This window comes from Ruegeria sp. O4, assembly GCF_056535125.1.
Genome location: NZ_JBQERO010000007.1, coordinates 113833 through 137647 on the forward strand (window position 1 = coordinate 113833; position 23815 = coordinate 137647).

Annotated in this window: 25 protein-coding genes; 19 read left to right on the forward strand and 6 right to left on the reverse strand. The window is 56.0% G+C overall.

The features are described 5' to 3' along the window. The first annotated feature begins 133 nt into the window (after positions 1–133). The 4 genes from ACR0J7_RS10710 to ACR0J7_RS10725 all read left to right on the forward strand — a co-directional run bounded on the left by ACR0J7_RS10710 (position 134) and on the right by ACR0J7_RS10725 (position 5499). Positions 134–1762, forward strand: a complete 1629-nt coding sequence (locus ACR0J7_RS10710; RefSeq protein ID WP_267366177.1) for a peptide ABC transporter substrate-binding protein — start codon at positions 134–136, stop codon at positions 1760–1762. Positions 1763–1828: 66 nt separating this feature from the next. Next, on the forward strand, positions 1829–2752 hold the full coding sequence (oppB, locus tag ACR0J7_RS10715) for an oligopeptide ABC transporter permease OppB (protein ID WP_209507493.1): 924 nt from the start codon (positions 1829–1831) through the stop codon (positions 2750–2752). Between the two features lie 10 nt (positions 2753–2762). Beyond that, the gene (locus ACR0J7_RS10720) at positions 2763–3692 is read left to right on the forward strand and encodes an ABC transporter permease subunit (protein WP_209507494.1); all 930 of its coding nucleotides are present in this window, start codon (positions 2763–2765) and stop codon (positions 3690–3692) included. 1 nt (position 3693) lies between these two features. Then, positions 3694–5499 carry an ABC transporter ATP-binding protein gene (locus tag ACR0J7_RS10725; RefSeq protein WP_480914206.1) on the forward strand — a complete coding sequence of 602 codons (1806 nt, stop codon included), beginning with the start codon at positions 3694–3696 and terminating at the stop codon, positions 5497–5499. A 92-nt stretch (positions 5500–5591) separates the two neighbouring features. Here the strand turns inward: ACR0J7_RS10725 and ACR0J7_RS10730 are convergent, their stop codons facing one another. The 3 genes from ACR0J7_RS10730 to ACR0J7_RS10740 are packed head-to-tail and all read right to left on the reverse strand — an operon-like array spanning position 5592 to position 7479. Continuing rightward, on the reverse strand, positions 5592–6653 hold the full coding sequence (locus ACR0J7_RS10730) for a YeeE/YedE family protein (RefSeq protein WP_480914209.1): 1062 nt from the start codon (positions 6651–6653) through the stop codon (positions 5592–5594). 42 nt (positions 6654–6695) lie between these two features. Then, on the reverse strand, positions 6696–7052 hold the full coding sequence (locus tag ACR0J7_RS10735) for a metalloregulator ArsR/SmtB family transcription factor (RefSeq protein WP_480483447.1): 357 nt from the start codon (positions 7050–7052) through the stop codon (positions 6696–6698). Between the two features lie 52 nt (positions 7053–7104). Beyond that, positions 7105–7479, reverse strand: a complete 375-nt coding sequence (locus tag ACR0J7_RS10740) for a thioredoxin domain-containing protein (RefSeq protein ID WP_209507498.1) — start codon at positions 7477–7479, stop codon at positions 7105–7107. An 80-nt stretch (positions 7480–7559) separates the two neighbouring features. Here ACR0J7_RS10740 and ACR0J7_RS10745 point away from each other — a divergent pair, with 80 nt between their 5' ends. The 14 genes from ACR0J7_RS10745 (at position 7560) to ACR0J7_RS10810 (ending at position 20238) form a co-directional block, all read left to right on the forward strand. Further along, on the forward strand, positions 7560–8300 hold the full coding sequence (locus ACR0J7_RS10745; RefSeq protein ID WP_480914212.1) for a cytochrome c biogenesis CcdA family protein: 741 nt from the start codon (positions 7560–7562) through the stop codon (positions 8298–8300). A 14-nt stretch (positions 8301–8314) separates the two neighbouring features. After that, positions 8315–8893, forward strand: a complete 579-nt coding sequence (locus tag ACR0J7_RS10750) for a thioredoxin family protein (RefSeq protein ID WP_480914214.1) — start codon at positions 8315–8317, stop codon at positions 8891–8893. Between the two features lie 131 nt (positions 8894–9024). Next, positions 9025–9501 (forward strand): sulfur oxidation c-type cytochrome SoxX, encoded by a 477-nt coding sequence (gene soxX, locus ACR0J7_RS10755; RefSeq protein ID WP_267366181.1) that lies wholly within the window; start codon positions 9025–9027, stop codon positions 9499–9501. Positions 9502–9547: 46 nt separating this feature from the next. Continuing rightward, the gene (soxY, locus tag ACR0J7_RS10760) at positions 9548–9964 is read left to right on the forward strand and encodes a thiosulfate oxidation carrier protein SoxY (RefSeq protein ID WP_209507502.1); all 417 of its coding nucleotides are present in this window, start codon (positions 9548–9550) and stop codon (positions 9962–9964) included. 34 nt (positions 9965–9998) lie between these two features. Continuing rightward, entirely contained in the window at positions 9999–10328 is a 330-nt protein-coding gene (gene soxZ, locus ACR0J7_RS10765) for a thiosulfate oxidation carrier complex protein SoxZ (protein WP_209507503.1), read from the forward strand. Between the two features lie 70 nt (positions 10329–10398). Further along, a complete protein-coding gene (soxA, locus tag ACR0J7_RS10770) occupies positions 10399–11244 on the forward strand; it encodes a sulfur oxidation c-type cytochrome SoxA (protein ID WP_209507504.1) in 846 nt (281 codons plus the stop codon). Positions 11245–11331: 87 nt separating this feature from the next. After that, a complete protein-coding gene (soxB, locus tag ACR0J7_RS10775) occupies positions 11332–13029 on the forward strand; it encodes a thiosulfohydrolase SoxB (protein WP_209597519.1) in 1698 nt (565 codons plus the stop codon). A 65-nt stretch (positions 13030–13094) separates the two neighbouring features. Beyond that, positions 13095–14366 carry a sulfite dehydrogenase gene (soxC, locus tag ACR0J7_RS10780; protein ID WP_480539217.1) on the forward strand — a complete coding sequence of 424 codons (1272 nt, stop codon included), beginning with the start codon at positions 13095–13097 and terminating at the stop codon, positions 14364–14366. Further along, positions 14350–15390: a c-type cytochrome gene (locus tag ACR0J7_RS10785; RefSeq protein WP_480914218.1), complete on the forward strand. Its 1041-nt coding sequence runs from the start codon at positions 14350–14352 to the stop codon at positions 15388–15390. The genes soxC and ACR0J7_RS10785 overlap by 17 nt, the downstream gene beginning before the upstream one ends. A gap of 29 nt (positions 15391–15419) precedes the next feature. Next, the gene (locus ACR0J7_RS10790; RefSeq protein ID WP_480483433.1) at positions 15420–16100 is read left to right on the forward strand and encodes a c-type cytochrome; all 681 of its coding nucleotides are present in this window, start codon (positions 15420–15422) and stop codon (positions 16098–16100) included. Positions 16101–16124: 24 nt separating this feature from the next. Beyond that, positions 16125–17387: an FCSD flavin-binding domain-containing protein gene (locus ACR0J7_RS10795; protein WP_480488031.1), complete on the forward strand. Its 1263-nt coding sequence runs from the start codon at positions 16125–16127 to the stop codon at positions 17385–17387. Between the two features lie 80 nt (positions 17388–17467). Next, positions 17468–17902: a DUF302 domain-containing protein gene (locus tag ACR0J7_RS10800; protein WP_480488033.1), complete on the forward strand. Its 435-nt coding sequence runs from the start codon at positions 17468–17470 to the stop codon at positions 17900–17902. Position 17903: 1 nt separating this feature from the next. Then, positions 17904–19127 (forward strand): 5-aminolevulinate synthase, encoded by a 1224-nt coding sequence (hemA, locus tag ACR0J7_RS10805; protein WP_480914221.1) that lies wholly within the window; start codon positions 17904–17906, stop codon positions 19125–19127. A gap of 52 nt (positions 19128–19179) precedes the next feature. Next, positions 19180–20238: a YeeE/YedE family protein gene (locus tag ACR0J7_RS10810; RefSeq protein WP_480914224.1), complete on the forward strand. Its 1059-nt coding sequence runs from the start codon at positions 19180–19182 to the stop codon at positions 20236–20238. Position 20239: 1 nt separating this feature from the next. Here ACR0J7_RS10810 and ACR0J7_RS10815 read toward each other — a convergent pair whose 3' ends face one another. From ACR0J7_RS10815 to ACR0J7_RS10825, 3 genes are all read right to left on the reverse strand, one after another. Further along, the gene (locus ACR0J7_RS10815) at positions 20240–21184 is read right to left on the reverse strand and encodes an MBL fold metallo-hydrolase (RefSeq protein WP_480899694.1); all 945 of its coding nucleotides are present in this window, start codon (positions 21182–21184) and stop codon (positions 20240–20242) included. After that, positions 21181–22110: an MBL fold metallo-hydrolase gene (locus ACR0J7_RS10820; RefSeq protein ID WP_480914227.1), complete on the reverse strand. Its 930-nt coding sequence runs from the start codon at positions 22108–22110 to the stop codon at positions 21181–21183. Before ACR0J7_RS10820 ends, ACR0J7_RS10815 begins: the two co-directional genes overlap by 4 nt. A gap of 300 nt (positions 22111–22410) precedes the next feature. Then, on the reverse strand, positions 22411–23256 hold the full coding sequence (locus tag ACR0J7_RS10825) for a LysR family transcriptional regulator (RefSeq protein WP_480899690.1): 846 nt from the start codon (positions 23254–23256) through the stop codon (positions 22411–22413). 86 nt (positions 23257–23342) lie between these two features. Here ACR0J7_RS10825 and ACR0J7_RS10830 point away from each other — a divergent pair, with 86 nt between their 5' ends. Continuing rightward, positions 23343–23810, forward strand: a complete 468-nt coding sequence (locus ACR0J7_RS10830; RefSeq protein ID WP_209597499.1) for a c-type cytochrome — start codon at positions 23343–23345, stop codon at positions 23808–23810. The last annotated feature ends 5 nt before the right edge of the window (positions 23811–23815 follow it).

Genomic DNA, 23815 nt, shown 5'->3' on the forward strand with positions numbered 1-23815 from the left:
CAGTGTTCCTTGCGAATTGGCAAAACCAAAATCGAAATGGACGAAGTCCCAGCGGGCGTCGGTCTAATCCGGCTGCTGCGTGCGACCCCGATCAAGTGGGGCCGCGCGGCGACGAAAATATGGGAGAGAAATCATGAACAGATACATTCGGAACTCAGTGGCGGGGCTTTTGTCGTCGACCATGATCACAGGTGCCGCGTTTGCCGCTGGCACGCATCCTGAAACCGGCGAAGCGCTGGCGGACGATCAAACCTTTACCTACCGCATTCTGGACGAGCACAGCTCGGTTGATCCGCAGGTTGTCGAAGACGTTTCCGGTGCTGAAATTGTACGCGACTTGTTTGAAGGGCTGATGAACCAGGATGAGGATGGCAATCTGGTTCCGGGCGTTGCCACAGGTTACACCGTCGATGACAGCAAGAAAGTCTATACCTTCACACTGCGCGGCGATGCTAAATGGTCGAATGGCGACCCGGTAACCGCCGGAGATTTCGTTTTCGCATGGAAACGCGCGGTTGATCCGGCACTGTCCTCTCCTTACGCGTGGTTCATGGAACTGATGTCGATCGAAAACGCATCAGCGATCATCGCAGGCGAAAAACCGATTGATGATCTGGGCGTTAAAGCCATCGATGACACGACCCTGGAAGTCACGCTGAGCGCGCCGCTGCCGTATTTCCCGCAGATGACAACGCATTCGACAACCTTCCCGGCACCTCAGAAGGTGATCGCGGAATTTGGCGATGAATGGACCAAACCCGGAAACATCGTGTCCAATGGCGCGTATGTTCTGACCGAGCACCTGCCGCAGGAACGTTCCGTCCGTGAGCGCAACGAGATGTACTGGGACAATGACAACACCATCATCGACAAGGTTGTGGCACTGGTCATCAATGATGAAAACGTAGCCCTGACCCGCTATCTGGCCGGTGAACTGGACCGGACCGAAGTTCCCGCCGGTCAATTCCCGCGTCTGCAGGAAGAGCATCCGGGCGAGGCTATCAGCTTCCCGCGCCTGTGCAACTACTACTACACGTTTAACGTGTCGGACAGCGGCCCTGAAGAATTCAAGGATCCCAAAGTTCGTCAGGCCCTGTCGCTAGCCGTTGACCGGGACATCATCACCAAGAATATCAAGGCCGGTGGCGAGCCGCCCGCGTATACATTCGTGCCAGAAGCAACCGCAGGTTTTACTGTCCCGGTCGTTGAAATGGCATCGATGAGCCAGGCCGAGCGCGATGAGCTGGCCAAGGAACTGCTGGCCGAGGCCGGCTTCGGCGCGGATAACCCTCTGACCTTCTCGATGGTCTACAACACTTCGGAAGCCCACAAGAAAGTTGCCGTCGCGCTGAGCCAGATGTGGAAGCAAAAACTGGGCGCCAATGTTGAACTGGCCAACATGGAATGGAAAGTCTTCCTGGAAGAGCGGGGCAACCAGAACTTTGATCTGGCCCGCGGCGCGTGGTGTGGCGACTATAACGAAGCCTCGACCTTCCTTGACCTGTTGCAGTCGGATTCGGGCTACAACGACGGCAAGTATAACAATGCCCGTGTGGACGAGTTGCTGGCCGAAGCCAAAACTTCGGACGATCCGGCTCCGCTGTACACCGAGGTCGAGCGTATTATCGCTCAGGAAACCCCCGTTATCCCGATCTATCACTATGCTGGTGTCTACATGATGGATAGCGATGTCGGAAACTGGCCAGTCAAAAACGTAGAGCAAAACTGGTACTCCAAGAACCTCTACAAAATCGCCGAGTAATCATCTTCTGACCATGACCTGCCCCGAAGTTTTCTTCGGGGCAGCGCCATCTATTGGGGGCATTGAATGCTTGCCTATGTCATTCGGCGGGTCCTGACCGCCATACCGACGATTCTGCTGCTGATCGTCGCCTGTTTCTTCTTGATGCACTATGCGCCCGGTGGGCCCTTTACCTCAGAACGGACATTGCCGCCGCAGGTTCTGGCCAATATCGAGGCGCGGTACGGTCTGGACCAGCCGTTGTGGAAGCAACTCTGGGATTATCTGTACAATATCGTTGTGCATTTCGACTTTGGCCCGTCTTTCAAGTTCAAGGACCGCGATGTGAACGACATCATCGCGCAGGGCTTTCCGATCTCGCTGACCTATGGGTCGCTGTCCTTTCTGGTCGCTACTGTGGTGGGCATCGGACTGGGGATTGCCGCCGCAATCCGGCACAACAGCTGGATCGACTACTTTGCGGTTGGGCTGGGGATTGCAGCGCAGGCGCTGCCCAACTTTATCATGGGTCCGATCCTGATCCTGACCTTCACCCTGTGGCTGGGATGGTTGCCCGGCGGCGGGTGGAATGGTGGTCAGTGGCCCTATCTGATCATGCCGGTTATCGCCCTTGCGACATCTTACATGGGATCGATTGCACGGATCACCCGGTCTTCAATGCTGGAGGTTCTGAATTCGAACTTCATCAGAACCGCCCGTGCCAAGGGCCTGCCGACAAGAACCGTGATCTGGCGTCATGCGATGAAGCCGACCTTGCTGCCGGTCGTATCTTATCTGGGACCGGTGTTTGTCTATGTGCTGACCGGATCCGTCTTTGTTGACATCTATTTCTCGACCGGTGGTCTGGGGCAGGCTTATGTCGGCTCGGCCTTATCACGCGACTATGCCGTGCTGCTTGGGGTAACGATCCTCTATGGCGTTCTGACCGTTCTGGTAAACCTGCTGACCGATCTGGCCTATGCCTGGTTCGATCCGAAGATCCGCTATTGAGGGGCTGGATATGCTAGGAAAATCACAAAAAGCCGCGCATCTGGCCGAAGAAATCACCGATTATACAGCCGTTCAGGGACGTTCTCTCTGGCAGGATGCGCGTATGCGCTTTGTACGAAACAAAGCGGCAATGGCCAGTGTGTTCATTCTGCTGCTTATCGTGTTGTTCACGATCATAGGCCCGTATTTTGCCGTCTGGAGCAATGAAGAGATCGACTGGAATGTCATGGGCGATGTCCGGGGTATGGGAATGCCGTCGATGGAAACGGGTCACTATTTCGGTGTCGATGATCTTGGGCGCGATTTGTACAGCCGCGTCATTCAGGCAACCACGACGTCCTTGCTTGTTGGGTTGATCGGGGCGGCGACCGCTCTGATCGTTGGAACGTGTTATGGCATTACTGCCGGGTACTTTGGCGGGCGGACGGATGGCGCGATGATGCGTTTCGTCGACATCCTTCTGGCTATCCCGACAACTCTGATCATCATCCTTCTGCTGGTTGTTGCCGGGCGATCCTTCTTCACGCTTTTCATCGCACTGGGCGCGGTTGGATGGCTGACCATGTCACGCATTGTGCGCGGGCAGACGCTTGCCCTGAAGAACCGCGAATTCATCGAGGCTGCTCGCGCCGCAGGCGTCAGTGAATTCACGATCATGTACCGCCATATTTTGCCCAATCTGTTGGGTGTCGTGATCGTCTATGCCTCGCTTCTGGTTCCCGAGATGATCCTGACCGAAAGCTTCATCTCATTCCTGGGTCTGGGGATTTCCGAACCCTACACGTCACTGGGAAGACTGATCGCAGAAGGGGCGGGAACCATGGGCTATGGAACGCTGTGGCAATTGATGTTCCCGCTGACATTCTATGTCGCCATTATCATCACGATGTTCTTCATCGGCGATGGTTTGCGTGACGCTTTGGACCCGAAGGACCGCTGATATGAGTCTGTTTTCAGTAAAGAACCTGAGCGTCCGGTTTGACACCCCCGATGGTGTCGTTGAGGCGGTCAAAGACATCAGTTTTGATATCAATCCGGGCGAATGCCTTGGTATTGTCGGCGAAAGTGGATCTGGCAAAAGCCAGACCTTCATGGCGGCAATGGGTTTGCTGCCCCCCGCCGGACATGCCAGCGGGTCAGCCAAGCTGAACGGTCAGGAGATTTTGAACCTGCCGGTGAACAAGCTGAACCAGATCCGCGGCGACGATGTCGGCATGATCTTTCAGGATCCTCTGACTGCATTAACGCCGCATCTGAAGATTGGGCAACAGATGCGTGAAGTGCTGCAGGTCCACGAGGGCCTGAAGGGGTCAGCCGCGCGCGCGCGCTGTCTGGAGTGGTTGGACAGGGTGCGCATTCCCGAAGCGGGCCGCCGTCTGGACCAGTTCCCGCACGAATTATCCGGTGGAATGCGACAGCGTGTGATGATTGCGATGTCGATGCTGTGCAGTCCCAAACTGCTTATTGCGGACGAGCCGACGACGGCGCTGGATGTCACTGTTCAGGCAGACATCCTTGATCTGATGGTTCATCTGCAGAAGGATGAGGGAACCGCGATTGCACTGATCACGCATGACATGGGCGTTGTTGCGCGCATGTGCGACCGGGTTCAGGTCATGCGCATGGGTCAATTCGTCGAAGCCGGCGAAACACGCGCGCTGTTCCGAAATCCGCAACACGAATACACGCGGGCCCTGCTGGAGGCGATGCCCCGGATTGATGCCGGTGACGCGCCGCGCGCTTTGGAAAAGGCCGAAGAACCCCTTCTCAAGGTCGATGACGTCAAGGTTCATTTCCCCATTCATGTCTCTGGCGGGTTGTTCGGGCGCAAGGTTCCGCTGAAAGCTGTCGATGGTGTCAGCTTTGATATTCGCAAGGGCGAAACTCTGGGTGTCGTGGGCGAATCCGGTTGCGGAAAATCGACACTGGCGCGCGCGGTTTTGCAACTGATCGAACCCAGCGCGGGGGGGGTCAGCTGGTTGGGCCATCCGATCGTCGGCTTGAAGCGATCCGAGCTGAACAAGTACCGCAAGGACCTGCAGATCGTGTTCCAAGACCCGTTGGCCAGTCTTGATCCACGCATGACGATTTCAGCGTCGATTGCTGAGCCGCTGAAAACCTACCGCCCCGATCTGACGGACCGGGAACGCAAGCAGATGGTCGCCGCGATGATGGAACGGGTTGGTCTGCAGGCCAACATGATCAACCGTTACCCGCACGAGCTGTCCGGAGGGCAGAACCAGCGCGTCGGCATTGCGCGGGCGATGATCAACAAGCCCAGGCTGATTATCTGCGACGAGGCCGTTTCAGCGCTCGACGTTTCCATTCAGGCGCAGATTGTCGAGCTGCTAAAGGAACTTCAGCAGGAATTTGGCCTGTCGATGATTTTCATCAGCCATGACTTGTCCGTGGTGCGCGCGGTATCGAACCGGATCATGGTTCTGTATCTCGGGCGAATTGTGGAAATGGGTGATGGTGAGGTGATCTGCTCGGAACCGATCCATCCCTATACCAAATCACTGATCTCGGCCGTGCCGATACCGGACCCGGATGTAGAGCGGACGCGGCAGCGCCTCAAACTGCCGGGTGAGCTGCCATCGCCGCTGGATCCCAAAGCCGCGTTGCGTTTCTTGCCCAGTCGGCTGGTCAACGGTCACAGTGATTATGTTCCAAAGCTGCAAGAAGTCGCACCAGACCATTTTGTAGCGGAACATGACACGCTGGATTCCATCATGGCCAATGGCTGATCGAAAGGTCTGTTGCAGGTTTTCGGGGCTTGATGAATGCCCCGAAAACCTGCGCAGGGCCTGTTCGAAGAAACCGCAGCTTATAGCGGGGCTTAACGTTCTGGAATGAAAGACAATCCTGATACAAGCTGTCGCAGGCCAAGGGCCGCTCCGGCAAAGATCGCCGCAAAGGTTATGGGCGCGCTATAGGCCAGCAGAGAAAAAGCGGAGATGCCTTGTCCGACACTGCATCCAACCGCAATTATTGCTCCGGGCCCCATTATTGCCGCCCCCAGCATCTGCCGCTTAAGCTCACGTGGATCTTCGCAGGCTTCCCAGCGGAAATGACCTTTTGACCATGACCCGAGGAAAGCACCAATCAAAACCCCTGAAACCGAACCGACCGCAAACGAGAGCGTGTTGCCTGAGGCGGTCATGAGATAGAACACGGTATCACCCAAAGGCGCGGCAAACGTGTGTGTTTGCAAGGTCTCACCTTCAAACCCGTGTGTGGCCACCCAATTGGTGCCAAGCCAGCCTGAAACGACTGCCAATCCGACCGCCGCACCCCATAAAACCTGCGCAGGTGATTTGCGAAATCGATCATTTGTCAGGGCAAATACTACTATGGCAGAGCCGACAAGCGTTCCTGTAACCCATGCCGGTATCGACGTCAGCCGTTCGGCTAGGAAGCTGACGCTTTGTGGGTTACCGAGATCTATGGCTTCGGGAAAAAGCCAGATCCTGACATAGGCCAGAGGACCGGACATGACCACATATGCGGAAAGGCCCACGATCAGGACAATGACGAATGACCGAAGATCGCCGCCGCCAAGGCGTGCAAGCGCTCCATAGCCGCAGTTTCCGCTGATGGCCATGCCATATCCAAACATCAATCCGCCAATGACCGATCCGATCGGATTCCATGTCTGCGCAATATAGGTCGTGCCGAGCGGGTCAATCCCACCCAACGCCATCCCCAAATGGCTGCCGACAATCGCAACACCAATCGCAACGGCCCACATACGTAGGCGCCGGTCGTCATTTGCATAAAGATAATCTTCTATTGCACCCAAGGTGCAGAACCGCCCGATGCGCGCAGCAAGACCAAGTACAATGCCGCCGACCAGACCGATCAGCGCAACTGTATTTGCGTCTCCCAGAAGTTCGAACATGGCCAGTCTCCTCCCAAAGCTGGCGGTGTTTCTTTCGGGCTTCTACTTGTCCCGACAGAAAAGATTGTAGACGACTTCCAGGATCTGAGTCGACCGGTCGTCAGCCAATCTGTAATAGATCGTTTTGCCTTCGCGCCGTGTCTTGACCAGCCCCTCAAAGCGCAAGCGGGACAATTGTTGGGAAACGGCAGCCTGCCTGGCCGACAGCATTTCCTCCATCTGCGTGACGGATTTTTCTCCAGATGACAAATAGCACAGAATCATCAGCCGCCCCTCATGGCTGATCGCCTTGAGGAAATTGGACGCCGTCTGGGCGTTATCCATCATCCTGTCCAAGTCCTCGTTGCACATGTCCTTGGTGAACACAGGCAGTTTCGACGGTTTGTCCAACACGATCATCTCGCTTTCGTGGCTTCACGTATTCAAAACAGTATATGTAAATCCCGAGGATTTAACCAGAGCTCTCGATCTTAACTCCGGCGTCGCGTAGCAAAACACCCAATAGCCCCCAGAAAAAGTCTTCGCCAGGATAACCTTCGATCCGGCCGATTTCTTGACCGTCCTCCAGCAATACAAAGGTCGGCGTATAGAAAAGGGGCCGATCCAGGGTAATCCCTTCGGGCGTGGTTGCGTGGATATCCGTTCGTTGCAATGGGGCAGCTTTACCTTCGGCTGTCAGCGGGTAGATCCCGGATATTTCGGCGTCCCAGCGGGCGCACCACATGCACCCGTCTTCTTCGGCCATCAGCAATACCATTTCGGCCCGCGACGCAGCAGGCCAGGCCAGCAGTGTGACTACGAATAATGTCTGCAACACGTGACGCATCAAAAGCTCCGATTGACCTGGGTGACACATCTTTACTATTTTGAATGTGTGAATAGTAACCTGTCTGGACGGATTTGACCATGCTCGACATCACGGTTGCAGGGGCTCTGATCGCGGGACTTTTGTCTTTCCTGTCCCCCTGCATTCTGCCCATTGTCCCGTTCTACCTCAGCTATCTGGCGGGCGTCGGGATGGAGCAGATTTCGTCCGGTTCGACGATCTCCCCGGATGTTCGCCGCCGGGCGACCCTGTCAGCGATAGCTTTTGCCGCCGGGATCATCACGGTCTTCATGGCGCTTGGGGCCACGGCGTCGATCTTCGGTCAGCTGGTTCGTGCGTATTTCGACATTCTGCGATGGATCGCTGCGCTCATCATCATCGCGATGGGACTGCATTTTCTGGGTCTTTTCCGTATCGGCTTCCTGTATCGGCAGTTTCGCGCAGACATCGGTGAGACGACAAATGTAAGCGTGATCGGGGCATATGTTCTGGGGCTGGCTTTTGCCTTTGGCTGGACGCCTTGCGTCGGACCGGTTTTGGCTGCGATCCTGTTCACAGCGGCCGGAACCGAGACCGCCTGGCGCGGTGCCACGCTTTTGTTCGTCTATGGGGTTGGCATGACAGCGCCGTTTGTTCTTGCTGCCTTTCTGGTTCGGCCCTTCATGCAATGGATGGCACGTTTCCGGAAACATCTGGGAATGATTGAAAAGGCGATGGGTGTCTTGCTGATTCTTTTTGGCATCCTGATCGCGACCAATTCCATAAATCTAATCGCACAATGGATGCTGGATCACATGCCTTGGCTGGCGGCCATTGGCTAATTCGGGAGAACACCATGAAACGGATAGTATTGTTCTTGATTGCAGGGCTGTTTGCTGGGGCGGTTTCCGCAGCTGAACTGGGGGATGACGGCCTGCATAAAACGCCGTGGATGCGAGACACGTTCAAAGACCTTCGTGAAGACCTTGAAGAGGCGAGGGGGGAAGGCAAGCGGCTGGTTCTGTTCATTGAACAACAGGGCTGCATCTACTGCAAAAAGATGCATGAAGAGGTTTTCCCGCAACCCGACCTGTCTGCGTATATCGAAGAAAACTTCTTTGTCGTTCAGCTGGACTTACACGGAAGTACGATGGCCACCGATTTTGACGGAGAAGAAGCCGAGCAAAGATCACTGATGCGCAAATGGGGGATTCTGTTCACCCCTACATTGGTTTTCTTACCGGAGGACGTGTCAGAGGATGCCACAGCAATCGAAGCGGCCGTTGCGGTCATGCCCGGGGCGTTCTCGAAGGGAACGACCCTCGATCTTTTTACCTGGGTCAATGAAAAACGGTACGAGCTTGATAACGGGGAAGATTTTCAACGGTATCACGCGCGCCGCATTCAAGAGAGAAACAATGTTTCGCAAGATTGACGTGTTGCAATATAAATAAAAAAATTCATTAAGATGAATTTAATGTTGCGATGAACCCTGCCCGTCGACTACGGTACACAGAGGCTTTGGGTCGCAAAGCGCCATCGGCGCGGTAGCAAATGGGAGGGATCATGAAGCTGAGACACTTGACTTTGGCTTGTATCATAACAGGCAGTGCCGCCATCGCGGCAGAAACAGGACCAAAAGAGGTACAGTTCGACGATTATGGCGCGGTGGAGGCTTCATTGACCGGCGTCGCTGGCGATGCGGCAAACGGTGCGGTCATCGTGGGCGAGAAATCCAAGGGCAACTGTGTGGCCTGTCATCAGGTCACGGCTTTGGCGGATATTCCGTTCCATGGCGAAGTCGGTCCGCTGCTGGATGGGGCCGGGGACCGGTGGTCCGAGGCGGAGCTTCGAGGACTGGTCGCAAATGCCAAGATGACGTTTGACGGAACGGTCATGCCGGCTTTCTACAAGGATGACGGCTATATCCGCCCGGGCGACGCCTATACGGGCAAAGCCCCGTCAGGGCCTTTGACGTCAATCCTGACTGCACAGGAAATCGAGGACGTCGTCGCGTTCCTCGCAACCCTTAAAGAACAATAATCACGCTTTCAGGCGTGAATTCGTGAGGATCCAAAGGAGATTGAAAATGGAATTTTCTCGTCGCGAGACTCTGGCTCTTGGTCTGGGCGCTGCGGTCCTGACCCTGATGCCGTTCCGCGCAAATGCGGCTGCGGAAGACGCGATAGCCGCGTTTACTGGCGGTGCAGACATGGCCGACGGCGGTGTGACACTGACGGCGCCGGAAATTGCCGAGAACGGAAACACCGTTCCGATCGAAGTCAGCGCGCCGGGTGCGGCTGCGATCCTGATCGTAGCGGCCGGAAACCCCGAGCCCGGCGTTGCCACGTTCAACTTTGGCCCGCTGGCTGCTGCGCAGGCGGCTTCGACCCGCATTCGTCTTGCAGGAACGCAAGATGTCATTGCTGTGGCCAAAATGGCTGATGGTAGCTTTGCCAAAGCTTCGGCAACCGTAAAAGTGACAATTGGCGGCTGCGGCGGCTGATCGCCACGCGCCCTGAAGAACAGGAGAACAACCAATGGCATCCGGTGTAAAACCCCGCGTCAAGGTTCCAAAAACAGCCGCTGCTGGCGAAGCAATCACGATCAAAACGCTGATCAGCCACAATATGGAAAGTGGCCAGCGTAAGGATAAGGAAGGCAACGTCATTCCGCGTTCGATCATCAATCGGTTCACCTGCGAATTTAACGGAGAACTGGTGATAGACGTGACGATGGAGCCGGCGATTTCGACAAACCCGTATTTTCAGTTCGATGCAACCGTGCCTGAAGCCGGGGAATTCGTTTTCACCTGGTATGACGATGACGGGTCCGTTTACGACACAAAAAAACCGATCGAGATCGCCTGACGGCTCGACCGTAACGGCAGATCAGCGCCGGTGGTAAAAACCTGCGCTGATCACCCAAGGGAGGAACGCAATGAATAAAAAAGCACTCACGGCGATCGCGGCAGTTCTGGCTTTCCCGGTTTCAGTGGCAGCTGGACCTGACGAAGACAAGCTGGTGATCAACGAAGAACTGGAAATGGTTTCGGTGACCGAGGCCCCGGCCCATGTCGAGAACTTCGATACGATCTACTCGGGGTGGCATTTCAGGACCGATGAAACGCAGGCGTTGCAGATCGACGATTTCGACAACCCGGCTATGATCTTTGTCGACCAGGCCGCTGATCTTTATGAGGCTGTCGATGGCGCGGCTGGCAAAAGTTGCTCTTCGTGCCACGATGATGTGGAAAGCTTCAAAGGGCTGCAAGCGTCCATGCCGAAGGTCGATGCGGAAACCGGCAAGCTGGTTGTGATGGAAGATCTGATCAACAAGTGCCGTACGGAACGCATGGAAGCAGATGCGTGGAAATGGTCTGGTGCCGATATGCAGGGCATGGTCGCGCTGATTGCCTTTCAGTCACGAGGGCTGCCCATGAATGTCGCCATTGACGGCGATGCTGCCCCATATTGGGAGCAAGGCAAGGAAATGTACTACACCCGATATGGTCAGCTGGAGTTGAGCTGCGCCAACTGTCACGAAGACAATTGGGGCAACATGATCCGGGCCGACCATCTGAGCCAGGGGATGATCAACGGTTTCCCGACTTATCGTCTGAAGCAGGCCAAGCTGATCTCGCGTCACAACCGCTTCCGCGGCTGTATTCGTGATACACGCGCTGAAACCTTTGCTGAAGGTTCGGACGAATTCCGAGCGCTGGAGCTTTATGTAGCATCGCGCGGCAACGGCCTTTCGGTCGAAACGCCAGCCGTGCGTCAGTAACAAAGAACCCGCGCCGGGATTTCCGGGCGCGGGTTTTTCATTTCTGCCACATTCACACATTTATATGTGAAATAGGAAAGCCAACAGATGATATCGCGACGTGATTTTCTACAGGTCTCCATGGCGGCCTCAGCGCTGTACGGGGCATCCGGTTTCGGGAACTGGGCAAGGCTGGCAGCCCAGCAAAGCCTGACCCAGGACCAGTTGCTGGAATTTGAGACCTTCGGAAATATCAGCCTGATTCATATCACGGATATCCACGCGCAGCTCAAACCGATTTACTTCCGCGAGCCCGAGGTCAACCTGGGCATCGGAGACGCGCGCGGGCAAATGCCGCATGTGACGGGGGCCGCATTTCGCAAGGCTTACGGGATCGAAGATGGCAGCCCGTCCGCCTATGCGCTGACTTACAATGACTTTGCTGCATTGGCGAAGACCTATGGCCGCGTCGGAGGGCTTGACCGGGTCTCGACCGTTATCAACGCCATCCGTGCCGACCGGCCAGATGCGTTGTTGCTGGATGGGGGCGACACCTGGCATGGCTCGTATACCTGCTATCAGACAGCGGGTCAGGACATGGTCAACGTGATGAATGCACTCAAGCCCGATGCGATGACATTCCATTGGGAGTTCACGTTGGGCAGCGAGCGGGTCAACGAGATCGTTGAGGGTTTGCCTTTTGCGGCGCTGGGTCAGAATATCTTTGACGCGGAATGGGATGAACCTGCGGAGCTTTTCAAGCCCTACAAGTTCTTCGAACGCGGCGGGGCCAAGGTTGCCGTCATCGGACAGGCTTTCCCCTATATGCCAATTGCCAACCCCAGTTGGATGTTCCCGGAGTACTCGTTCGGGATCCGGGATGAGAACATGCAGGCCATGGTGGACGAGGTGCGCGACGCAGGTGCCGATGTGGTCGTCGTCCTCAGCCATAACGGCTTTGACGTGGACAAAAAAATGGCGAGCCGTGTTCAAGGGATTGACGTAATCCTGAGCGGTCACACCCATGACGCTTTGCCTGAACCGGTTCTGGTCGAAAAGACGCATATTATCGCGTCCGGCTCGAACGGCAAATTCGTCAGCCGCGTTGATCTGGACGTGCGGGATGGCCAGATGATGGGGCTGAAGCACAAGCTGATCCCGATCTTTTCAGACGTCATCGCACCTGATCCGGCACTCACGGCCCTGATCAACGAACAGCGTGCACCATATGATGCGGCACTAAGCGAAGTGATCGGCAAGACGGACTCGCTGCTTTATCGGCGCGGAAACTTCAATGGCACGTGGGACGATCTGATCTGCGATGCACTGATCAGCGAGCGCGAGGCAGACATTGCCATGTCGCCGGGTGTGCGCTGGGGTCCGTCGATCCTGCCCGGTCAGGAGATCACGCGTGAGGATATCTGGAACGTCACTTCGATGTCCTATCCGAATGCGTATCGTACGGAAATGACGGGTGAATTCATTCACGTGATCCTCGAGGATGTTGGCGACAACCTGTTCAACCCCGATCCCTATTACCAGCAGGGTGGCGACATGGTGCGTGTCGGCGGCCTTGGGTACCGTATCGATGTTACCAAACCGCAAGGGCAGCGGATCAGCGACATGACCCTGCTCAAGACGGGTGAGGCGATTGATCCGGAGAAATCCTATGTTGTGGCCGGTTGGGCCAGCGTCAACGAGGGCACCGAAGGCCCGCCCATCTGGGATGTCGTCGAAAACCACATTCGTAATCAGGGCACCGTCACCGTCGAGCCGAATACATCGGTCGAGGTGATCGGAGCCTGACAGCGCGAACCGAATGTCAAACATTGAATACAAGATTTGCTGATCGAATGACGGAGGCAAACAAAATGAGCGAGAATCCAAGGGCAAAAGCCCCATCGCGTCGCCAGTTTCTAAGCGGTGCTGCCGCGGTTGGCGTAGGTGCGGTCGGTGCCTCAGCGGCGCGCGCCGCAGGCCCTGACCCGCTGATCACTCAGGTTCAGGAATGGGCACAGGCAACGGGCGAAGGTGTAGATGCAACCCCCTACGGCCTGCCAATCCAATTCGAGAGTGATGTCGTACGGCGCAACGTCGAGTGGTTGACCGCAGACACAATCAGTTCGATCAATTTCACGCCGATCCACGCGCTGGACGGCACGATCACCCCGCAGGGATGCGCATTCGAGCGGCACCATTCGGGTGCGATCGAACTGAGCAAGGCGGACTACCGTCTGATGATCAACGGTCTGGTCGAAACTCCGCTGATTTTCACATATGAAGATCTGGAACGTTTCCCGCGCGAGAACCGTATCTATTTCTGCGAATGCGCTGCCAATACGGGTATGGAATGGGCCGGTGCGCAGCTCAACGGCGCGCAGTTCACGCACGGAATGATCCACAACATGGAATATTCCGGTGTTCCGCTGCGCACTCTGCTGGAAGAGGCCGGGGTAAAGCCCGAAGGCAAATGGGTTTACGTAGAAGGCGCCGATGCTTCCTCGAATGGTCGCTCGATCCCACTGGAAAAGGCAATGGATGACGTACTTGTTGCGTTCAAGGCCAATGGTGAGGCTTTGCGCAAGGAGCACGGATATCCCGTTCGTCTTGTCGTTCCCGGCTGGGAAGGCAACATGTGGGTCAAGTGGTTGCGCCGGGTCGAGGTCACCGAGATGGCTATCGAAAGCCGCGAAGAGACATCCAAGTATACGGATACTCTCGAAGACGGAACATCACGCAAGTGGACATGGGTCATGGACGCCAAATCGGTCGTCACATCGCCCAGCCCGCAAGCGCCGATCACGCATGGGCCGGGGCCGTTGGTGATCACCGGGTTGGCCTGGTCCGGGCGGGGCTCGATTACCGGCGTCGACGTGTCGGTGGATGGTGGCAAGAACTGGGTTCCGGCACGTCTGGCGGCCCCCGGGACAGACAAGGCGCTGACCCGGTTTTATCTGGACTATAACTGGGACGGTTCAGAGATGCTGTTACAGGCCCGCGCGAAGGATTCGACCGGTTACGTCCAACCCAGCAAAGCTCAACTGCGGGACGTGCGGGGCGAGAACTCGATCTACCACAACAATTGTATCCAGACCTGGTGGATCAAGGAAAACGGAGAGGCGGAAAATGTCGAAGTATCGTAAGCTATTGGCCGCCTCGGCCCTTGGGTTGAGCGTGGCGGTTCCAGCCCATGCAGACAAGCTAGGACTTGGGCGCCCTGCGTTGCCCGAAGAAATCGCGGCGTGGGACCACGACATTGCACCTGACGGAACCGGATTGCCCGAAGGTTCTGGCGACGTGTTCACCGGCGAAGAGGTCTTTGCCGAACGGTGCGCGATCTGTCATGGCGATTTTGCTGAAGGTGTGGACAACTGGCCGAAACTGGCGGGCGGCGAGGGCACGCTTGCAGATAAAGACCCGCTGAAAACAGTGGGCTCTTACTGGCCGCACCTTTCGACGGTATGGGATTATGTGAACCGTTCGATGCCGTTTGGAGACGCACAAACGCTGGAGCCTGACGAAGTTTACGCGATTGTCGCTTATATACTGTATTCCAACGACATCGTTGATGATGAGTTCACGCTGTCGCACGAAAATTTCCTTGAAGTGGAAATGCCGAATGCCGGGGGTTTCATCGTGGATGACCGCGAAGCGGCCGAGGCGCATTTCTGGACGGATGAGCCATGCATGACGGATTGCAAAGAAGGCGTGGAAATCACCAAGCGCGCCGCCGTTCTGGATGTAACGCCTGACGAAGCCGGGGCTGACAGTCCGGACCAGGCGGCTGTTTCCGAAGAAGCATCCGTCGAAGTCGATGAACCTGCTGAGGACATAGCGGCACTTGATCCTGAGATGATCGAAAATGGCGAAAAAGTTTTCAAGAAGTGCAAGTCCTGCCATCAGGTCGGGGACGGGGCCAAGCATCGCACCGGTCCGGCACTGAACGGTGTCGCCGGTGCCAATGCGGCTGGTGCCGAAGGCTTTAAGTACTCTCAGGCGATGAAAGCTGCTGCCGAGGATGGGTTGGTTTGGACAGATGAAGAAATGGCTGCATTTCTGACCAAACCCAAAGCCTATATGAAGGGGACACGTATGTCCTTTGCCGGCCTCAAGAAACAGGATGATATCGACGCTGTCATTGTTTACCTTAAGTCGTTCGGAAGCTGATCATGTGGCGGCGGTGGGCAACAGGTGTCATGTTTGCTGCGAGTATCCTGGCAACCGCTGCCGCCGCGACTGAGGACCTTGGCGATGCAGCAGCTGGCAAACTTGTGTTTGCCCAATGCGAAGGATGTCATCAGGTCGGCGCGGGCGCTGAAAACAGGATCGGTCCGCACCTGAATGGTATTTTTGGCCGCCGGGCTGCCGGGCTTGAGGAGTTCACCTATTCCAAAAGCCTGATCCGTGCGGGTACCTCGGGTCTGGAATGGCATGCCGACACATTGTCGGCTTACATTGAAAACCCCCGCGCATTCGCATCCGGCACCAGAATGAGCTTTCGCGGGCTCGAGAACCCGGAAGACCGGGCCAATGTAATTGCCTATTTGCGTGTGTTTTCCGACAACCCGCAAGACATCCCCGAAGCCGACCCAACGGCAAAGGGAACGGACCATTCCGTCAACCCCGAAATCCTCGCGATTCAGGGCGATCCCGAATATGGCGAATACCTGAGCAGCGAATGCACGACGTGCCACCAGATAGAGGGTGGCGATGATGGGATTCCTTCGATCGTTTACTGGCCCGACCAGGATTTTGTTGTCGCCATGCACGCCTACAAGGACAAGCAGCGGCCCCATCCCGTTATGCAGATGATCGCGGGCCGCCTGAGCAGTGATGAGATCGCGGCATTGGCCGCTTACTTCAACAACCCACAGTGACAATGCCTAAGGGGAGGAAACGCGATGACACTCGACAGACGGACATTTCTGGGAACCGCAGGGGTACTTGCTGCCGGGCTGTCGGCCCCGATGGTGCTGGCGCAGGGCAAGCCCCGTGTCGTGGTGATCGGGGGCGGGGCAGGCGGCGCAACCGCGGCGCGCTATATCGCCAAAGACAGCAAGGGTGAGATTGATGTCATTCTGATCGAGCCGTCCAAAACATATTACACCTGTTTTTTCTCGAACCTGTATCTGGGCGGGTTTCAAGAGCTTTCGGACATTGCGCACAGCTATGGCACGCTTGCCGCAAAATACGGTATCAACGTGGTTCACGATTGGGCCGTGGGTGTCGACCGCGACGCCAAAACTGTCTCATTGGCGGGTGGCGGATCTATTCCTTATGACAAATTGATCCTGAGCCCGGGTATCGACTTTGTCGACGGCGCGGTCGAGGGGTGGGATGTAACTGCACAGAACAAGATGCCGCATGCGTATAAGGCGGGCTCTCAAACCGAGCTGTTGAAGGCGCAGGTTCTGGCGATGCCCGAAGGCGGAACCTTTGCGATGGTCGCACCACCGAACCCGTTCCGTTGCCCGCCCGGACCTTATGAGCGGGTTTCGATGGTTGCGCATGTTCTGAAGGCGAACAATCCGACAGCGAAAATCATCATTGCTGATCCGAAAGCCAAATTCTCCAAGATGTCTTTGTTCCAGGAGGGGTGGGCCGACCACTACGAAGGCATGATCGACTGGATCGGAGAGGATTTTGGCGGCGGCAATGTCTCGGTCAATCCGGATGCCATGACGGTGACCATCGACGGTGAAGAAACCAAGGTCGACGTCTGCAACGTGATCCCGGCCATGAAAGCCGGGCGTATTGCGGAAATGGCCGGTGTAACCGATGGCAACTGGGCACCGGTGAACGCGGCGGACATGTCATCGAAAGCTGATCCTGACATCTATGTTCTTGGTGATGCCAGCCAGCAAGGTGACATGCCGAAATCCGGTTTTTCGGCCAACAGCCAGGCGAAAGTCTGTGCCAATGCGGTTCGTGGCGCATTGACCGGATCAAAGATCTTCCCGGCCAAGTTCTCGAACACGTGCTGGTCGCTCATTGATACGGATGACGGGGTCAAGGTCGGTGCGACTTATGAGGCGACGCCTGAAAAGATTGCCAAGGTGGATGGCTTTATCAGCCAAACCGGCGAAGATTCCGACCTGAGAAAAGCAACCTACCAAGAGTCGCTGGGTTGGTATGCTGGTATCACATCGGACATGTTCGGCTAAGAAACGCCAAGGCTTTGACCGGTGTCAAAGTCTTGGCGGTGAAATCTGAAGAAATGTGGTTCAGGAGGAGGAACATCATCATGAAACACTTTATCGCATCAGCCGCACTTTCAGTTGTATTGGCAAACCCGGTTATTGCTGAGGAGGTCATTGCCGTTCCCTTTGACGGGAGCTTTGATGATGCAACCTTTGCCGTTGAATCAGCAATTGTTGGGCAGGGGCTGGTTATCGATTATGTGAGCCATGTTGGTGACATGCTGAACCGGACAGGGGCGGATGTCGGCAGCGACAAGCAGATTTTCACAGCCGCTGAAATATTTATCTTCTGTTCTGCAAAGCTCTCGCGCGAGATGATGGAGGCCGACCCGATGAATATCGGCTATTGCCCCTACGGGATCTTCGTGGCCGAGGACGAAGGCGGTGTCAAAGTGGGTTACCGAAGCTATCCTGACGGACCGATGGAGAAAGTCGAAGCCCTGTTGGCCGGTATTGTAGAAGAAGCCGTTGGAAACTGAAATGAACTACCAACAGTATTTTCGTGACCAGCTGAAGCAATTGCAGAACGAAGGAAACTACCGGGTCTTCGCTGAGCTTGAGCGCCATTGCGGCGCCTTTCCAACTGCACACAATCATGCAGAAAACGGACCTGAGAAAGTTACGGTCTGGTGCCCGAACGATTATCTGGGAATGGGTCAGCATCCAAAGGTCCTGGCGGCCATGCACCGGGCGATTGATGGCTGTGGCGCAGGGGCTGGCGGGACCCGGAATATTTCGGGGACCGCGCATGAGCATGTTCTGCTTGAGCGCGAGCTTGCAGATCTGCATGGCAAGGAAGCAGCGCTGCTATTCACGTCCGGGTATGTTTCAAATTGGGCTGCTTTGGGAACTCTGGCCTCTCGAATTCCCAGTATCACGGTTCTGTCCGACGAATTGAACCACGCGTCGATGATCGAGGGTATCCGCCACAGTCGTTGCGCAAAGCGGGTCTGGAAGCATAACGATTTGAAGGACCTTGAACGACATCTCATGAACCTGCCGTCCAACTCGCCAAAACTGATCGCGTTTGAAAGTGTGTACTCGATGGATGGCGATATCGCACCGATTGCCGAAATCTGCGATCTGGCGGATCGGTACGGCGCGATGACCTATCTGGACGAGGTTCATGCAGTAGGGCTGTATGGGCCGCGTGGTGGTGGCATCGCCGAACGCGAAGGGTTGATGGATCGCCTGACGGTCATCGAAGGCACGTTGGGCAAAGCGTTCGGCGTGGTTGGTGGATACATCGCGGCGTCAAAGGAACTTGTCGACTTTGTCCGTTCTTTTGCCAGCGGATTTATCTTTACCACCGCATTGCCCCCGGCCGTCGCCGCTGGTGCCGCAGCGTCCGTACGGCACCTCAAACAAAGCAATGAGGAGAGGTGTCTGCATCAACAACGCGTATGCGAGGTTCGAGGCAGGCTGGACGCTTTGGGCATACCGCACACGCCCAACCCAAGCCACATAATCCCGGTCATGGTCGGCGATCCGGTTAAGTGCCGCTTTATCTCAGATGTCTTGATGCGCGACTACGGGATTTATATCCAGCCGATAAACTATCCCACTGTCCCAAAAGGCACCGAACGTCTACGGATTACGCCTTCACCTGTACATTCGTCAGAAGATGTAACCCTGTTGGTCGAGGCATTGGGTGCGTTGTGGACACAGTGCCAGCTTGCGCGCAAACCGATGGCCGCACAGTGAGAACTTGACGGAAGGCAAAGACGGACACGTAAAGAGGTGAGAGTTTTTGTCTATGGAACGCCTCATCGATCTGCTGGGAGATTCGGGCACATTGGCTGTCGCCGGTTTGCTTGTTGGCATCCTGTTCGGAGTTACCGCTCAGAAATCTCATTTCTGTTTGCGGGCATCTACTGTTGAAGTCGCCGAGGGCGAACTTGGGCCCCGTCTGGCCGTCTGGCTGATCGCATTCACGTCGGCGTTGATGCTGGTACAGGGGTTCGTCTCGATTGAATGGCTGGATTTGTCCGGGGCGCGTTCAATTGCGTCAACAGGCAGCCTGAGTGGGGCGGTGATCGGCGGTCTGATGTTTGGCGCCGGAATGATTTTGGCGCGCGGATGCGCGTCGCGCCTGTTGGTGCTGGCCTCATGCGGCAACCTGCGGGCAATGGTGACAGGGTTGGTTCTGACGTTGGTCGCGCAAGCGGCTTACACGGGTGTGCTCAGCCCCGCGCGCGAGGCGCTGTCCGGTATTTGGACGATCGCAGGTGGCAATGCGCGCGACCTTTCGGCACTACTTGGGTTTTCGCCCATCGCGTACACAGTCTTTGCCGCAGGGACCTTTGTTCTGGCCGTCGTGTTTGCAGTGCGCCAGCAGGTGACAGTGACAAAGATTGTCACGGCCGCCGGAGTTGGTGTCGCCGTGGCGCTTGGCTGGTTGATGACATTTGCGATTGCACAAGCCTCCTTCGAAGTCGTGCCGGTGTCTTCGGTCACGTTCACCGGCCCGGCAACGGATACATTGATGGCGCTGGTGGCCGAACGGAACATTGCGCTGTCCTTTGGCATTGGTCTGGTTCCGGGCGTTGCAATTGGCGCCGCTGTTTCTGCCGTTCTGTCCGGCGAGTGGAAGATCGAACAGTTCGGCCCGGATACTCCGATGGAGCGTTACCTTGTCGGGGCCGTCTTGATGGGCTTTGGTGCAATGTTGGCAGGTGGCTGCGCCGTTGGTGCCGGATTGTCCGGGGGATCGGCCTTGTCGCTGACTGCGTGGCTTGCCGTCTTCTCGATGTGGGTCGGGGCCGTCGCCACCCATCGGATGATGATGCGAATGCCCGTTCTTCGGCGGTCCTGACTTATTCGAATTCCATCTGTTCGTAGACCCGACCCGCGTTTTTCGTGGCCAGTTCTTCGAACGTGTCCAAATGGGCATAAGGGCTTTGGTCGACGTAATAGGCCTCGGCCAGATCCCCGCCAGCATCCATATGTTCCTGGATCTTTGCGCGCAGGTAGATCAGATAGTCGCGTGTAAACCGGCGCACCTGATCCATGTTCGTAGGATGACCGTGCCCGGGGATCACATATCTGGCTTCCAGTGCCTCGAATTCGTTGTCCCAGGTCTCAAGCCAATCTGCGGTGTAGGTGTCCTGAAAGATCGGCAGCATACGTTCGTGAAATGCCATGTCACCGGCGATGACAAGGCTTTGATTGGGCAACCAGATCGAAATGTCGCCGGGGCTGTGCGCAGGTCCAAGATGTTTGGCCTCGATGCGAAAATCGCCGAGTTCGACAACGTATTCATCGTCAAACGTTTCTGTCGGACCGGCCAAAAACGTTCCTTTTGCCTTGTCCTTGTTATATGCCTGCATCCCTTCAAGGATTTGAGGCCCATATTCTTCGAATTCAGCCGCAGCATCTGAATGAGCGACGATGGGCACCCCAAGTTCCGACCAGTAGGCGTTCCCCAGCATAGCGTGCCCCTGACCGTTTTCGTTGAAGACAAGCATCACGGGCTGATCCGTGAGCGCTTGAATCTCCTTATGAAGCGCTTCGGCAAGCACATAGGCCGCGCCACCGTTGATGACAACAACGCCCTCTCCGGTTACGATAAAGCTGAGGTTATTGTTGTGGCCCGAATTCTCATAAGTCGGGGGTGCGGTTGCACCGATGGCGGAAAAGACGCCGGGAATAAATTCGACAGGTTTCGAGTAAAGAACGCTCTGCGGGTACTGGTCTGCAATATCCTCACTGGCCCAGGTTTGCGTGGCCAGGGTACAGGCAATCAACAAAGCGCGCATCATGCAGGCTCTCCAATAAATCGATAGGTCGAACCAGCCTTTTCGACACGGCCAATTCCGCCATTTGGCAAATGGAAACCAATAATCTTCATTTGGGCATGAGAAATCTGATCCAGCAGCGATTTCCGGGTACTTGCCGCGCCGTCAGGGTCCTGATCTGTACCGCTCAGCCAGTCTGGACGCTCGAACGCGACGTGTGGATTGCCGAGCGCATCGCCCACGACCATCACCGCATCACCGCCTTTGCGAATTTCGAAGGCCATGTGTCCGGGCGTGTGCCCGAAACTAGCGCGTGCTGCGATACCGGGAAGGATTTCCTGCCCGTCATCAAAGAACGCAACCATGTCTTCGATGGCTTCCATGCGCCGCTTTGCGCCCACCGCGAATGCCGTGCGGTCGGCTCCTATCGTGTCAACGGTTGCAGGGTTCCACCAATAGTCCCATTCCTTGCGGCCAAGATGATATCTGGCATTGGGAAAGAGGGGATCTCCGAAGTCGTCCAGCACACCCCAGATGTGATCCGGATGAGCATGGGTGAAGATCACCTGCGTGACCTCATCCGGAGACAACCCGACGGCGTCCAGAGTTTCCGGAAGTTTGCCAGCGGTTTGCATGAAGTCTGGCCCGGCCCCGACGTCGAACAGTATGGTATTCTGGTCATCGCGGTAGAGCACGATGTTGCACTCGGGCTCGTAACTGGTCAGATTTGCCTGATAGCGGTTCAGAAGTTCTGTCAGCTCTGCCTCGGGCATTGCCCCAAAGACCATTTCGGGCGGCAATGACAGATACCCATCTGCCAAAGTTGATATCCTTGCCGATTGGCCAAGTGTCATTTCCGCAACCGCAAAGCTGGGTCGCAGGCAGAGCGCCGCCAGACATGCGCCTTGGGACAGGAAGTTCCGCCGGGAGAAATTTGGGTCTTTGCTCATACAAAATCAATAAGATGAATGTTTATATTTGTAAATGATGAATGGCACGGGCGGCACATTCTCTCTGGGGCTTTTCACCACTTGCGTTGGAACGTTCGCAGCAAGGTGTCGCATATCTGGCCCTTCCCAAAGTACCTTTGACACGTCTTGGCGAAACAGGTTCAGTAAGGACTATCTGGAGCGGCGGTGAAAACCTGAGCATCGCGGCGCAGGACGTCTTGTTGCAGGTGCAGGGCACCCGCCACGACTTGCCGGAGATTTCAACGCCAAATGACCCACCAATTCACTTTAGTTGTGACGTCACCCAGCCAGTGCATGCGGCAGGTGTTCAACCAGTGCCCGTTGCACGACCGCAAATCTTGGCGTGTGTGCGATTTCCTCTAGCGTTGCGACCCAAAGTGGAACCTCGATTCGGGGATCAATGTCGTTCAACCTATGAAGCCGGGGATCAGCGTCGCCTATAAACGCAGGTAAAAAAGCTCTCCCCACACCGGATGCAACCATCTGCTGAAGCACCAGAAAACTGTCTGCTCCGTTTGTCATGTCATCGGCACGAACATGTTCAGCCAACCATTTGGCCGGGAGTGAACGGCTGAGGGCCCCATCAAGCCGCATCCATCTTTGGTTATGGGTACCGTCACTATAAACCCCGAAGCGCAACGTTCCTGCGCGCTCTCCGGTCAACCCTTCACCTAGTTGAACCGAAGGGCGGACAACGATATCCGCAGTTAACCTGGTCAGATCATGGTGGCTGTTACCGCTGAGGATCGTCAGTTCGAGGCTGGGATAGAGGGCGGAAATTGAGTTTAGTATCTGTGGCAGGATAAACTGGCAAAGGCTGTCCGTGGACGCGATACGCACATGACCCGTAGGCGAACGATTTGCGCCCACAACGGCGCGTTCGACCGAAAGCACGGCCTCTTCAACGCTTTCCATTGCGGACAGAATTTTTCTGGCTTCGGGAAGAACCGTATACCCTGACGGGTCTTTCCGAAAAACAACACAGCCATATCGGTGTTCGAAGGCGGCAACTCTGCGCAGGACGGTTGCATGTGCAACGCCCAGGGCTGTCGCCGCCGCATTCAACGAGCCGTGTTTGCTGACGGCTAGGGCATATCGAATATCGTCCCAATTGTCGTTGTTCATAAATGAACAAGTGAGGCCGAATAACAAACAATTACAAGAAAAATCGTTCAAGCTATCATATGGCACATTAAACAGGGAGCCACACCATGATGAAGAAGTCTTCGATCTTTGCGGCAGGTCTTTTGTCCTTGGCCGTAGTTGGAACTGCAATTGCTCAGGATAGCGAAAACCCGGCTGTAAAAGCGCGGACTTCGATTATGCAGCTTTACGCTTTCAACCTTGGAACGCTGGGCGCCATGGCCAAGGGAGAGGCAGAATATGATGCCGAAGCGGCTACACGGGCCGCAAATAATATTGTTGTCGTGTCGCAGATCGACCAGTCTGCGATGTGGCCAGCCGGATCGGATAATGTGTCAGACCCGTCTACCCGTGCCTTGCCTGCAATTTGGGAAAACTTCGCAGATGTTGGGGCCAAAGGGCAGGCACTGGCCGACGCCGCTGTTGCGATGCAGGCTGCGGCAGGTCAGGATGTTGAAGCCCTGAAAGGGGCGATGGGTCAGCTTGGCGGAACCTGCTCTGCCTGTCACAAAGCTTACAGAGCACCGGAAAATTAAAGGAG

Bases quoted from the DNA above. Each gene is read 5' to 3' on its own strand.
- ACR0J7_RS10745 (WP_480914212.1), top strand. From the start codon at position 7,560: ATGCTCGACATCACGGTTGCAGGGGCTCTGATCGCGGGACTTTTGTCT.
- ACR0J7_RS10815 (WP_480899694.1), bottom strand. From the start codon at position 21,184: ATGATGCGCGCTTTGTTGATTGCCTGTACCCTGGCCACGCAAACCTGG.
- ACR0J7_RS10810 (WP_480914224.1), top strand. From the start codon at position 19,180: ATGGAACGCCTCATCGATCTGCTGGGAGATTCGGGCACATTGGCTGTC.
- ACR0J7_RS10725 (WP_480914206.1), top strand. From the start codon at position 3,694: ATGAGTCTGTTTTCAGTAAAGAACCTGAGCGTCCGGTTTGACACCCCC.
- ACR0J7_RS10800 (WP_480488033.1), top strand. From the start codon at position 17,468: ATGAAACACTTTATCGCATCAGCCGCACTTTCAGTTGTATTGGCAAAC.
- ACR0J7_RS10785 (WP_480914218.1), top strand. From the start codon at position 14,350: ATGTCGAAGTATCGTAAGCTATTGGCCGCCTCGGCCCTTGGGTTGAGC.
- ACR0J7_RS10820 (WP_480914227.1), bottom strand. From the start codon at position 22,110: ATGAGCAAAGACCCAAATTTCTCCCGGCGGAACTTCCTGTCCCAAGGC.
- soxZ (WP_209507503.1), top strand. From the start codon at position 9,999: ATGGCATCCGGTGTAAAACCCCGCGTCAAGGTTCCAAAAACAGCCGCT.
- soxA (WP_209507504.1), top strand. From the start codon at position 10,399: ATGAATAAAAAAGCACTCACGGCGATCGCGGCAGTTCTGGCTTTCCCG.
- ACR0J7_RS10795 (WP_480488031.1), top strand. From the start codon at position 16,125: ATGACACTCGACAGACGGACATTTCTGGGAACCGCAGGGGTACTTGCT.
- ACR0J7_RS10735 (WP_480483447.1), bottom strand. From the start codon at position 7,052: ATGATCGTGTTGGACAAACCGTCGAAACTGCCTGTGTTCACCAAGGAC.
- soxB (WP_209597519.1), top strand. From the start codon at position 11,332: ATGATATCGCGACGTGATTTTCTACAGGTCTCCATGGCGGCCTCAGCG.
- ACR0J7_RS10790 (WP_480483433.1), top strand. From the start codon at position 15,420: ATGTTTGCTGCGAGTATCCTGGCAACCGCTGCCGCCGCGACTGAGGAC.
- hemA (WP_480914221.1), top strand. From the start codon at position 17,904: ATGAACTACCAACAGTATTTTCGTGACCAGCTGAAGCAATTGCAGAAC.
- ACR0J7_RS10730 (WP_480914209.1), bottom strand. From the start codon at position 6,653: ATGTTCGAACTTCTGGGAGACGCAAATACAGTTGCGCTGATCGGTCTG.
- oppB (WP_209507493.1), top strand. From the start codon at position 1,829: ATGCTTGCCTATGTCATTCGGCGGGTCCTGACCGCCATACCGACGATT.
- soxY (WP_209507502.1), top strand. From the start codon at position 9,548: ATGGAATTTTCTCGTCGCGAGACTCTGGCTCTTGGTCTGGGCGCTGCG.
- soxC (WP_480539217.1), top strand. From the start codon at position 13,095: ATGAGCGAGAATCCAAGGGCAAAAGCCCCATCGCGTCGCCAGTTTCTA.
- ACR0J7_RS10830 (WP_209597499.1), top strand. From the start codon at position 23,343: ATGATGAAGAAGTCTTCGATCTTTGCGGCAGGTCTTTTGTCCTTGGCC.
- ACR0J7_RS10740 (WP_209507498.1), bottom strand. From the start codon at position 7,479: ATGCGTCACGTGTTGCAGACATTATTCGTAGTCACACTGCTGGCCTGG.
- ACR0J7_RS10720 (WP_209507494.1), top strand. From the start codon at position 2,763: ATGCTAGGAAAATCACAAAAAGCCGCGCATCTGGCCGAAGAAATCACC.
- ACR0J7_RS10710 (WP_267366177.1), top strand. From the start codon at position 134: ATGAACAGATACATTCGGAACTCAGTGGCGGGGCTTTTGTCGTCGACC.
- soxX (WP_267366181.1), top strand. From the start codon at position 9,025: ATGAAGCTGAGACACTTGACTTTGGCTTGTATCATAACAGGCAGTGCC.
- ACR0J7_RS10750 (WP_480914214.1), top strand. From the start codon at position 8,315: ATGAAACGGATAGTATTGTTCTTGATTGCAGGGCTGTTTGCTGGGGCG.
- ACR0J7_RS10825 (WP_480899690.1), bottom strand. From the start codon at position 23,256: ATGAACAACGACAATTGGGACGATATTCGATATGCCCTAGCCGTCAGC.